At 32.7% G+C, this 11,579-nt stretch carries 11 protein-coding genes; all 11 read left to right on the forward strand.

Going from position 1 to position 11,579, the window contains the following annotated elements; all coding sequences use genetic code 11:
• Positions 1–27: 27 nt before the first annotated feature.
• A complete protein-coding gene (locus tag BM153_RS09005) occupies positions 28–705 on the forward strand; it encodes a DUF4956 domain-containing protein (protein ID WP_092872913.1) in 678 nt (225 codons plus the stop codon).
• A 23-nt stretch (positions 706–728) separates the two neighbouring features.
• Positions 729–1,664, forward strand: a complete 936-nt coding sequence (locus BM153_RS09010; RefSeq protein WP_092872915.1) for a glycosyltransferase — start codon at positions 729–731, stop codon at positions 1,662–1,664.
• Between the two features lie 19 nt (positions 1,665–1,683).
• The gene (locus BM153_RS09015) at positions 1,684–2,670 is read left to right on the forward strand and encodes a glycosyltransferase family 2 protein (RefSeq protein WP_092872917.1); all 987 of its coding nucleotides are present in this window, start codon (positions 1,684–1,686) and stop codon (positions 2,668–2,670) included.
• Positions 2,671–2,680: 10 nt separating this feature from the next.
• Positions 2,681–3,697 (forward strand): HPr kinase/phosphorylase, encoded by a 1,017-nt coding sequence (locus tag BM153_RS09020; protein WP_092872919.1) that lies wholly within the window; start codon positions 2,681–2,683, stop codon positions 3,695–3,697.
• Positions 3,698–3,708: 11 nt separating this feature from the next.
• Positions 3,709–5,607 carry an asparagine synthase-related protein gene (locus BM153_RS09025; RefSeq protein WP_092872921.1) on the forward strand — a complete coding sequence of 633 codons (1,899 nt, stop codon included), beginning with the start codon at positions 3,709–3,711 and terminating at the stop codon, positions 5,605–5,607.
• Between the two features lie 176 nt (positions 5,608–5,783).
• Positions 5,784–5,990 carry a hypothetical protein gene (locus BM153_RS09030; RefSeq protein WP_092872924.1) on the forward strand — a complete coding sequence of 69 codons (207 nt, stop codon included), beginning with the start codon at positions 5,784–5,786 and terminating at the stop codon, positions 5,988–5,990.
• Between the two features lie 176 nt (positions 5,991–6,166).
• The gene (locus BM153_RS09035; RefSeq protein WP_092872926.1) at positions 6,167–6,358 is read left to right on the forward strand and encodes a hypothetical protein; all 192 of its coding nucleotides are present in this window, start codon (positions 6,167–6,169) and stop codon (positions 6,356–6,358) included.
• Positions 6,359–6,575: 217 nt separating this feature from the next.
• A complete protein-coding gene (locus BM153_RS09040) occupies positions 6,576–8,282 on the forward strand; it encodes an ABC transporter ATP-binding protein (RefSeq protein ID WP_092872928.1) in 1,707 nt (568 codons plus the stop codon).
• A 34-nt stretch (positions 8,283–8,316) separates the two neighbouring features.
• Entirely contained in the window at positions 8,317–9,351 is a 1,035-nt protein-coding gene (locus BM153_RS09045) for a M42 family metallopeptidase (RefSeq protein ID WP_092872930.1), read from the forward strand.
• Positions 9,352–9,538: 187 nt separating this feature from the next.
• Positions 9,539–10,720 carry a cysteine desulfurase NifS gene (gene nifS / locus BM153_RS09050; RefSeq protein ID WP_092872932.1) on the forward strand — a complete coding sequence of 394 codons (1,182 nt, stop codon included), beginning with the start codon at positions 9,539–9,541 and terminating at the stop codon, positions 10,718–10,720.
• A gap of 32 nt (positions 10,721–10,752) precedes the next feature.
• Positions 10,753–11,190, forward strand: coding sequence for a Fe-S cluster assembly scaffold protein NifU (nifU, locus tag BM153_RS09055; protein WP_092872934.1), 438 nt, complete (start codon positions 10,753–10,755; stop codon positions 11,188–11,190).
• Positions 11,191–11,579 lie beyond the last annotated feature (389 nt).

Below are 11,579 nucleotides of genomic sequence, written 5' to 3' on the forward strand. Positions count from 1 at the left end.
TATTAAAGATAACTATTGGAGGAGATTATGACAACATTAAAAGACATTTTTAAAAAATCATTTCTTGAAGGTTACAATAGTACTGATATTAATGTTCAGTCAGTGCTTGTGGCTTTACTTCTTACAGCTATAATTGCAGCTTATATTTTTATAGCATACAAGGTTATGACAAGAAAAACCTTTTACTCAAAAAATTTTAATATTTCCCTTGTAGGGGTTGCTTTAGTTACAGCCGCTATTATAATTACTATACAATCAAGTGTAGTGGTATCTCTTGGTATGGTAGGTGCTTTGTCTATTGTTCGTTTTCGTACGGCAGTTAAAGATCCGTTAGATCTTATGTTTTTGTTCTGGGCAATAAGCACCGGGATAATTTGTGGAGCCGGGTTTGCGGAATATGCCATTATATTAGCCTTGTTTTTAACTGTAGTACTTTGGATTTTAGACCATATTCCATTGGCGAAGGTACCAATGATTTTAGTGATTAATGCGTCAGATATAGATTTAGAAGATAAGATAATAGAAATAATGAAATCAAATGTCACTTATTACAAAGTTAAATCAAGAAATATGACATCAGAGGATTTAAATTTAACAATTGAAGTAAGAACAAATAAAGCAAGTCAATTGGTTAGAGGTTTAATGAATATAGAAAATGTTATTTCAGCATCTCTTATTTCTCATGATGGTGAGGTGACTTTTTAAGATTTTAGATTTAGGAGGTTTAAATGTTTAAGGATAAAGAAGATTTGATAAGTATTATAATTCCGGTTTATAATGTGGAAAAATATTTGTCATTTTGCCTGGAAAGTATCATTAAACAAACTTATAAAAATCTTGAAATAATATGTATAGATGATGGATCTTTTGATACATCAGGGAAGATATGTGATGACTATGCAAAAAAAGATTCAAGAATAGTTGTTTATCACATTGAAAATGGCGGAGTCAGTAGGGCTAGAAACTTTGCTTTGAAAAAAATAAAAGGTAAGTGGTTTTCTTTTGTGGATGCAGATGATTGGCTTGAGCCGGATTTTTACCAAACACTTTTAACAAATGCAATTAAGTATGAAAGTGAGATATCCGCATGTCTTTTTCAAAGAAATACTCAGTTTCAAATGGGAAAAACAGATAATAAAAATTATGTAATAACCTTAGATTCATCAAAGGAATGTATACATAATTTTATTTGCCATGGCTTTTCACTTATGGGTCAGGTATGGAATAAATTATATTTAAGTGAGAAATTTAAACATATAAATTTTGTAGAGGATATAAAGGTAAATGAAGATTGTTTATATACTTTTGATGTAATGTCAGCTTGTAATAAAGCATGTCTTTGTTCAGACAGGTTATATCATTGGTTTTTAAGGGATGATAGTGCTTGCCATACAAAAAATATTCAATGTGATTTTACTGCTGCCAATGTTTTTCTACAATTAATGGAATTGACAAAAACATATAACGATAAAGATGTTGAAGATGTTTTAATGGAAAATTATATTAAATCATCTTTAAAAGTATTATTGCACGCTCATTATAAAAAAAATAATGAAGATGTTTTGGAAGCTAAAATAAAATGTAAGAAATTCAAAAAAAGAATCTGGAATAATCTGGATAATAAAACAAAGATAAAATTTATTTTATGTATATATCTTAAATAGGATTAAGGAAGGAAAATATATGGAAGATTTTGTAGACATAATTGTGCCAATATATAATGTTGAAAAATATTTGAAAAGTTGTATAGAAAGTGTAAGAAAACAAAGTTATGAAAATATTAATATCATTTTAGTAGATGATGGATCTTTGGATAAATCAAGGGAAATATGTGATTTAGAAGCAGAAAAGGATCCTAGAATAAAAGTGATACATAAAAAAAACGGTGGAATTTCATCTGCAAGAAATGCAGGACTAAAAGCTTCTTTTTCAGAATATTTCATATTTGTAGATTCTGATGATATAATTCATCCTAATATGGTGGAAATACTTCTTAAAACAATTAAAAGATATAATACTGATATGGTGGCATGTGAGCATTATCGTTTTTGTGAAGAAGATGAGATAAAGATTAACAATTGTGATAAAGCAATTAATCCTATCATAATGGATAATTATTCATGTGCTCAAAAAATATTAGATTTTTTTAACTTAAAAATTATATTAGCCTGGAACAAAATTTATAAAAGAAGGGCTGTTGAAGAAGTAGCTTTTAAAGAAGGTATGTTATGTGAAGATGTGTGTTTTTGCATTGATTTATTAAAAAAAGGGCTTAGCTGTACTTTCGTTGATAATATTTTATATTTTTGGAGATATAGAAAAAACAGTATAAGTGAGGGTAAAACTGATAAATACCATATGGATTATTTAAAGGCTTATATCTATATATTTAATAATCTTTCAGACAAATATTCTAGAGAATATAAGGGAAAACTTTTTTGTAAGGTAGCAAATTCCATGTGTTCGGAAATTAGTAGTGTTAATAAGAATAAAAAGCTCGTTTATGCTATGAGAACAAAAATTTATACTTTTATTGATAAAAATCATAATATGTCTAAAGATATTCCTTTTATAGAGCGGATAAAGATATTTGTTTTATTTAGAAGATTTAGTTTTCTGTATATTTTTTTGAAAAAACAAGTTATTAAACTGAGAAAATGTAAAAAATAGAGGAAAATAAATGTACACATACAAAATTTACGATAATTATCTTGCTTCAGATATTAGTTTTTTTCAACTTTTAGAATATTCCCCAAAGGAAAATGAAACACCAGGGATTGTTTTAAGTTACGAAAAAATGCCGGAAGATATTTTAAAAAAGGTATATGAAGAAAAGAAGCTTTCAGAGGTCAGTAAAGAAAGAATATGGTTTCATAATCAATATGGATATTTTTTAGTGGAAAAGGGAAAATATATCAAAGTATTTCTTAAAGATAAGGGTGAAAGATTAGCTATAAGAGATTTTTTAGGTGATAAAAGTGAAGATTTGGATGATGCCTTTGAAGAACTTAAAAATAAGTCCTTAGAAGAAGTTTTAAAAAGTCCTTGTATAGAAAAGATATATCCTTTTATTTTGGGCTATTGTATGGCAATGGTTTTCTGGCAAAGAGATATGGTGGCTATTCATTGTTCAGCCGTGGAAATAGAGGGGCAGGCGGTTCTTATTGCCGGGGGAAGTGGCTCAGGAAAGTCCACTTTGACAAGCAGATTTCTTGAAAAGGGGGCAAGACTTCTTTCAGATGACCTTGTTGTTTTACAGTGGGATGAGGATACAGTATATGCTCTTCCTGCCTTTCCACAGCAAAAGCTTTGTCGTGATGCTGCCATTAGGCAAAACAATGATTTGAAAGATTTAAGGTATATTGACGAAGACAAGGATAAATTTGCAGTTTCTGTAAGAGATAAATTCTATGATAAAAAGCTTCCCTTAAAATTAATGGTAAATCTACAACCACATGATGAAATAAGGAAGGTGCAAAGCTATTTCGTAAAGGGGCATGAAAAACTCTTATTATTAATTCATAATCATTTTTTAAAGCCGGTTTTTGATGCAGAGGATGCCTTTAAACCACAGGATATGGCTCTTGCCATGAAAATAGCTTCTAAAATAGAAATGGTAAGAATGTTCAGGCCAAGGCAGGGGGATTCTACAAAAGAGCAATATAAGATAATAATGGATGCTTTAAATAATCTTTAAGGAGAGATAAAATGGCAGCTATTTGGGGTATGGTAGATTTTTCTTCAAAATCCATAAAAGAAAATATTGAAGAAAAAATGATGGATTCCTATAAAGAATATAAAATTGACCGCTATGACCATATACAAGAGGAAAATGTATTATTTTCCTGCGGACATGTATATATTAACAGGGAGTCAGAAAAAGAAGTGCTTCCAAGAAAGGAAGAAGATATTTATTTTGTTGCAGATGCAATAATTGATAACAGAGAAGAACTAATTCCCAAGTTGGGGCTTTCACCAGATGTTACAGACTCAGAAATAATCTGGCAGGCATATATAAAATGGGGAGAAGAATCCGTAAAAAAGCTTATTGGAAACTTTTCCTATGCTATTTATGATAAAAAAGAAGATATATTTCTTCTTTTTACCGATCATACATCATCTAGATGTATAAATTATCTTTATGATGGCAATATTGTCTTTTTTTCCACTACTTACAAGGGGATTATTAATGGATATGAAAAAGATATTTCATATAATTATAAATGGTTGGCCGCTTGTGAGTCTAACAGCTCTGCGGATATGATTTTATTTGAAGGATTAACTCCTTTTGAAGATATTTATCAGGTAAAATGTGGAAGCTACATTAAAATTCATAATAAGAAACTTACTCAGATTCGATATTGGAACCCTTTAAAAGAGGTAAAAGCCCTGAAGTTTAATTCATTAAATGAATATCAAGATTATTTTTTAACTACTTTTAAAAAGGTTATTAAATCAATGCTTAGAAGCATAGATAATACAGGGATTATGCTAAGCTGTGGGCTTGATTCTACGGCAGTTGCATCTTTGACAGCTCCCTTTTTAAAAGAAGAAGGGAAAAATCTATATACTTATACCAGTATTCCTCATCCGGATTTTGTAAGCCATGAAAATAAGTTTTATATTACAAATGAATCTATAGGGCAGGAAGCCTTAAAAGAAAAATTTTACAATGTAAAAAGCAGACTTATAGATTGTCCACAAAAAGATGCCCTGGACAGGATGAAAGAGCATGTGAAAATACTGGAGGTTCCTTTGAAATCAGCAGTTAATCTTACATGGCTTGAGGAAATTTATGAAAATGCCTATAAAGATGGATGCAGGGTGTTATTAAAAGGACAATATGGAAATTCTACAATATCTTATGGTCCTGTTTTGGCATATGTATGGCAAAAAATGTTAGAAGGACATTTCCGTAAAGCATATAAGCAATTAAAATATTTTAAAAAAGAAATGCGTGTAACTAAAAAGAATTTATTACAGGTATTTTTTTCTCAACTTCGTGAGAAGATAATTATTGACATGTCCCCAATTAAAGATGGATATTTGCCAATTGAGGAAATAAAAAAATATGGAATTGACAAAAGGCTTAAAGAATGTATTAAAAAAAATGGCGGTTCAATTATGGACTCAAAAAAAGCCTGGAAAAACTTTATATACGCGCCGGAAGTTTATCAACATTTGAGTATTTTTGATACAAAAAATGGCTTAAAAAACGGGATTGTAATGAGAGATCCTACCAAAGATAAAAGAATAATAGAACTTTGTCTGGCATTTCCAATAGACTGTTTTGTAATAAATGGAAAAGAAAGAGCCATGGTAACCTGTTTTATGTCAGATATTTTGCCAAAAAGGATTCTTGATATAAAAAATCGAAGAGGATTACAGGGAGCTGATTTTTCCTTTAGACTTGAAAAAAACTTTGAAAGACACAAACAGGAGATTAATAACTATTTAGAAAGTGAAAAATTAAATGACTATCTTGATAAGGAAAAAGTATATAAACTAAAGGAAAAATTTAAGGCAGATATAAGTAATTTAAATGAAAAAGATTATAGGGAGATGTTGGTGTTAGCCAGTTTGGATTCTTTTTTTGAGAACTTTTAAATTGAAATTCTCACACATAACAGAATAATGTTTAAAAATAACTGTAAATTGTCATACTATTTATAAATTGCATATATGAATAACAAAATTGTTAGAAAGATTTACGAAATAAATAATCCATGATAAATTTGTATAAGGAAAGAGTTATATGTTTTGTCTTAATGGGAGGTATGGGTATGAAATTATCATGGACTAAACCACAATTAGAAGAACTTGGTTTTGAAGAAACTAAACAAGGTAGACATATTACAACAAATTTTGATGAGATAAGGACAGACCAAAACGGAAATTTTTGGGCAAGTTTTGTGAGCGGTTCGAATTCTAATCCTGATGTAAGTGGAGAGGTTATAACAGGTGAAGATGGCAGAATAATCGTTCCTTAGTAACTAACTGAAAATATTATATTAAAAATGGCTGCTTAGATTATTATTTTATATTTTAATCTAAGTAGTTTCTTTTTTTGTAACAAATTGGTTAGATTTGTTTACACTAATAAAAAAGGATGCTAAATTGAATATATAATTTAGTTTTAAAGTTTAATGTATGGAAGGAGAAAGTCATGAAAAAAGCATGGGTAGAGCCAAGTGTAGAAAATCTTGGTATTGAAAAAACAGCTCAGGGAAGACATGTGAGCACACAGTTTGATGAGATTCGAGTTGATCAGAACGGAAATTATTGGGTTAGCTTTAACAGTGGTGCTGAAACACCGGTAAATCCTGTAGGACCTATTGAAGTACCTGATGGAAACTAAAAGTATTTAGACTACAGGGCTTTTGTCCTAGTATTCGGAAAAGTTAAGTCTAAAAAAATAAGGTGCACCCCAAATGAAAATGTTGCATTTGCCGGTGTGCTTTTTTTGTCCGTATTTAAATATAGATTATTTGACTCTTCACCTGTGTATATTTGCTATGATATACTAGATAAGTCGTAAATATTAAGAGTAATACTAGAAGGATAGACCGTAAAAATTGAAAAAACTAATTGATTTTATAAAAAACTGGAGAACAAATTCAGAATATGCCAAATGGCTGATGAAGTTTACAAAGCCCTTTTTACCAAGAATAATTCTAATTATGCTTATGCAACTGGCACTAACGGGGATTTCCATATATATGGCTTTAGTTTCCAAAGAAATAATAGACAGCGCAAAGGGTGGAAATGTAGTAATATTGGTAGTTGTAGTATATGCCGGAATGATTGTATTTAATCTTGTTTTAAGCATAGCCACAAGCCTTATGTCCATAATGTTAAACGAAAGATTTTCCTTCGGTATAAGAAAACAGGTTTATGAGAAAATCATCCGTTCCTACTGGATGGATGTTACAAAATATCATACCGGGGATTTAATGACCCGTCTTACTTCTGATGCAGGTCAGGTTTCAGATGGTATTATTTATGTAATTCCAACTGTTATACAGCTGATAGTGGAATTATTTGCAACATTTTTTACCCTTTTTTATTTTTCACCTTTACTGGCTTTATTTGCCCTTTTGGTGGCGCCGGTTGCAGCTATAGTAGCCGTTTTACTGGGTAGAAAAATGAATAAGCTTCAAAAAAAGGTTCAGGAGTCTGAATCTAGATACAGATCCTTTTTGCAGGAAAGCCTTGCAAATATTCTTATTGTAAAGTCCTTTGCCAATGAGGATTATTCCGTAAAAAAACTTACAAAATTAAGAGATGAGCGATTTCATTGGATTTTTGAAAGAAATAAAATCAGTCTTTTAAGTTCATCGGTTATGTCATTGTCATTTCAATTAGGATATGTAGTGGCGTTTGTTATTGGAGCTGCCCAGGTTTCTGCAAAGCTTATAACCTACGGTACCATGTCAGTTTTTTTAACCCTGGTAAACCGTATTCAATCCCCTATTATGGGGCTTGCACAACAGGTTCCTAAGATTGTATCCATTTTTACTTCAGCAGGTCGTATTATTGAACTTGAAGATATTGAGGTGGAAAAAAGAAACGAAGAAAATATAGAGTTTATGCAGGTGGGAGTAAACCTTGAAAACATTACCTATGGATATACGGATGAACCTGTTTTAGATGGGGCATCATTAAATATAAAACCCGGTGAGTTTGTTTCAATTATAGGACAGTCCGGCATTGGAAAAACAACCATGGTCAGACTTATTATGTCATTTATGAATCAAAAAGAAGGTTATATTAATTTTTATAACAGTCAAGGTGATAAAGAAGAGGCAAATGCTGCCACAAGGGAGTTTATTGCCTATGTACCCCAGGGAAATACCTTATTTAGCGGAACAGTAAGGGAAAATATACAGATGGGAAATTTGAGATGCTCCGAAAGGGAAATGATTAAAGCTTTAAAATTAAGTTCTGCCTATGATTTTGTTCAAAAACTGCCTCAGGGACTTGATACAGTTATCGGTGAAAGAGGACACGGACTTTCAGAAGGTCAGGCCCAAAGAATTGCCATTGCCAGAGCTTTGGTAAGAAGAGCCCCTTTTTTAATATTTGATGAGGCAACATCTTCTCTTGATGAAAAAACTGAAATCAATGTGTTAGAAGGACTTAAGCAATTAAGACCAAGACCCACCTGTTTGCTTATTACCCACAGAAAGTCGGTAATACCATATTGTGACAGGCAAATCTGTATAGAAAACAGGAAAATTGTGGATATATCAGCTCCCCTTAATGAAGAAGAAAATAAATAATCTAGGGAGAAAATAAAGAAAAGAGGAATTTTAAATGGATGAAAAATATGTTTATTATGCACTGGAAATGACTAAGAAAGTTTTGGCAATAGATTCACCTACCGGCTATACAAAAGAAGTGGCGGATTTTGTTATATCCGAATATGAAAAACTTGGTTATAAGGTTACAAAGACAGTTAAGGGAGGCGTATTAGCTGATTTAGGTGGAGAAGATGAAAAAGATGCCTTAATGCTTGCTGCTCATATAGATACATTAGGTGCCATAGTTTGCCAGGTAAAAGAAAACGGAAATTTAAAGGTATCTCCTTTAGGTGGCTTAAATGCTAATAATGTTGAAGGTGAAAACTGTAAAATCATAAGCAGATTTTCAGGGAAATTTGATGGGACATTTCAATTAAATAATGCTTCAACCCATGTTAATGGTGAATATAATGACACTAAAAGAGATTTTGAAAATTGTGAAGTAGTTCTTGATGAAAATGTTTCTTCAAGGGAAGATACCGAAAAGCTTGGAATAATGGCAGGAGATTTTGTATGTTTTGATCCAAGAACCACTATTACAAAATCCGGATATATTAAAAGCAGATTTTTAGATGATAAATTAAGCGTAGGTATGCTTTTAGCATATGCAAAATATTTAAAAGACGAAGAAATCTCCTTAAAAAAGAAAATGTACCACTATATTACTGTTTATGAAGAAGTGGGACATGGTGGAAGTGCCTCCATACCTGAAGGTGTAACTGAAATGATTTCAGTGGACATGGGATGTGTGGGAGAAGGCTTAAATTGCACTGAAAGACAGGTTTCCATTTGTGCTAAAGATTCAAGAAGTCCTTATAATTATGAAGTTGTAACAGGACTTGTTAAGGCTGCAAAGGAAAATGATATTGATTTTTCAGTAGATATTTATCCTTTCTACGGCTCAGATGTAGATGTTGCTTTGGCAGCAGGAAATGATATAAGACATGGCCTTATCGGTGCAGGGGTATATGCATCCCATGGATACGAAAGAAGCCATATTGACGGAGTAAAAAATACAATGAAACTTTTAGAGGCATATTGTAAGTAAGTTAAAACTTGTGACGGGTTGCCTGAAGTAGAAAGGAACACTCACTATAGACAGTGGGTGTTTTTTATTGTTTTAATTCCTAGAAAAAGAATAAAACCTATTGACATACTAGGAAATAAAATTTATAATTATTTTACCTGCTAAAAGCAGTCAAATAAGTGGAAATGTGTAGGAATTGGAGGATAAAATGAATAAATTAATATATCTGGACAATGCAGCGACGACAAGACTTAAATCAGAGGTTTTTGATGTAATGAAACCTTATTTTTGTGAAAAATACGGAAATCCGTCTAGCATCTATTCTTTCGCAGATGATTCAAAGGCTGCAGTTGACAAGGCAAGAAATCAAATAGCCGATCTTATTGGAGCTAAAGACAATGAAATCTATTTTACAGCAGGGGGAAGTGAGTCTGATAACTGGGCACTTAAAGCTACTGCAGAAGCTTATAAGTCAAAAGGAAATCATATCATTACCACTAAGATAGAGCATCATGCTATTTTGCATACATGCCAGTGGCTTGAAAGACAAGGGTACGAAGTTACATATCTTGATGTAGATGAAAACGGTCTGGTTAAGCTTGATGAGCTAAAAAAAGCAATTAAACCTACCACCATTCTTATTTCAATTATGGCTGCCAATAACGAGATTGGTACAGTGGAGCCTTTGGCACAAATCGGAAAAATTGCAAAGGAAAACAAAATATTGTTCCATACAGATGCTGTTCAGGCATTTGGACATATAAATATAAATGTTGATGAAATGAATATCGATATGCTAAGCGCCAGCGGACATAAGATTCATGGACCAAAAGGTGTGGGCATCATGTATATAAGAAAGGGCGTAAAGATTGGCTCATTTGTACATGGGGGAGCTCAGGAAAGAAAAAGAAGAGCCGGAACCCATAATGTCCCTTCAATAGTAGGAATGGGACAGGCAGCACAGATTGCAAAAGAAAACCTTGAAGAATACACAAAAAATGTCTCAAAGCTTAGAGATCATCTTATTGAGCGAATCGAAAATGAGATTCCATATTCTAAGTTAAACGGTGACAGAAAAAACAGACTTCCAAACAATGTAAACTTTTGCTTTAGATTTATCGAAGGTGAATCGATGCTTATATTGCTTGATAATAAAGGAATTTGCGGTTCCAGTGGTTCAGCTTGCACATCAGGTTCTCTTGATCCTTCACATGTGCTTTTAGCCATCGGCCTTCCTCATGAAATTGCTCATGGTTCTCTCAGACTTACACTTTCTGATGAAACCACATTAGAGGAAGTTGATTATACTGTTGATGAATTAAAGAAAATTATTAGTAGATTAAGAAGCATGTCTCCACTTTATGAAGACTTTATTGCAAAAGAAGCTTAAAAACAATATTTTGATTAAGAGAGGATTTTGATATGTATAGTGAAAAAGTAATGGATCATTTTAATAATCCAAGAAATGTTGGAGAAATAGAAGACGCCAGTGGTGTAGGAACAGTAGGAAATGCAAAATGCGGAGATATCATGAGAATGTATCTTAAAATAGATGATAACGGTGTTATTCAAGAGGCGAAATTTAAGACCTTTGGATGTGGTGCTGCCGTTGCTACAAGTTCTATTTCAACTGAGATGGTTACCGGAAAGACCATTCAGGAGGCCTTAGAGGTTACAAATAAGGCAGTTATGGAAGCACTTGATGGACTTCCACCTGTAAAGGTTCACTGTTCCCTTTTGGCAGAAGAAGCTATTCATGCTGCATTATGGGATTATGCAGAAAAAAACGGCATTAAAATAGAAGGTCTTGAGAAGCCAAAGGCCGACATCAGTGAAGGCGAGGAAGAAGAAGACTACTAAACTAATTAACAGATTACGGTTATTAAATATTATAGAAAGAGCCTGTTTCTTATTTGATACATAAGAAACGGGCTCTTTCATCGTGCGCCTAGCGGCGCACGTTTCTAACGGGTTAAAGTCCCGAATCCGCCCGGTAGTGGGAAGGATATAGCCGAAAGCAAGGGTGTCCGCCGCAAGACGGAATCTGAAGGAAGCTGGATGTGAGGAACATACTAACTCACGGGCAAATCTCTGGTCTGACGAACAGAAATCTCATATGAGGTTATGCATGAGGGTAAGGCTGCGGTACAAGTCGAAGCCCCATAACTACACGGAATCATGCATGATAAATGAGGCAGATGGATGGAGAGGAAGAAACGTGTGGTACCTAGGGAGGTCTGCGTGAAATG

Source organism: Acetitomaculum ruminis DSM 5522 (genome assembly GCF_900112085.1).
GTDB lineage: Bacteria > Bacillota > Clostridia > Lachnospirales > Lachnospiraceae > Acetitomaculum > Acetitomaculum ruminis.

What these genes read in the sequence shown, in the direction of transcription:
- BM153_RS09005 (WP_092872913.1), top strand. Translation starts at nt 28, where the DNA reads ATGACAACATTAAAAGACATTTTTAAAAAATCATTTCTTGAAGGTTAC.
- BM153_RS09010 (WP_092872915.1), top strand. Translation starts at nt 729, where the DNA reads ATGTTTAAGGATAAAGAAGATTTGATAAGTATTATAATTCCGGTTTAT.
- BM153_RS09015 (WP_092872917.1), top strand. Translation starts at nt 1,684, where the DNA reads ATGGAAGATTTTGTAGACATAATTGTGCCAATATATAATGTTGAAAAA.
- BM153_RS09020 (WP_092872919.1), top strand. Translation starts at nt 2,681, where the DNA reads ATGTACACATACAAAATTTACGATAATTATCTTGCTTCAGATATTAGT.
- BM153_RS09025 (WP_092872921.1), top strand. Translation starts at nt 3,709, where the DNA reads ATGGCAGCTATTTGGGGTATGGTAGATTTTTCTTCAAAATCCATAAAA.
- BM153_RS09030 (WP_092872924.1), top strand. Translation starts at nt 5,784, where the DNA reads ATGAAATTATCATGGACTAAACCACAATTAGAAGAACTTGGTTTTGAA.
- BM153_RS09035 (WP_092872926.1), top strand. Translation starts at nt 6,167, where the DNA reads ATGAAAAAAGCATGGGTAGAGCCAAGTGTAGAAAATCTTGGTATTGAA.
- BM153_RS09045 (WP_092872930.1), top strand. Translation starts at nt 8,317, where the DNA reads ATGGATGAAAAATATGTTTATTATGCACTGGAAATGACTAAGAAAGTT.
- nifS (WP_092872932.1), top strand. Translation starts at nt 9,539, where the DNA reads ATGAATAAATTAATATATCTGGACAATGCAGCGACGACAAGACTTAAA.
- nifU (WP_092872934.1), top strand. Translation starts at nt 10,753, where the DNA reads ATGTATAGTGAAAAAGTAATGGATCATTTTAATAATCCAAGAAATGTT.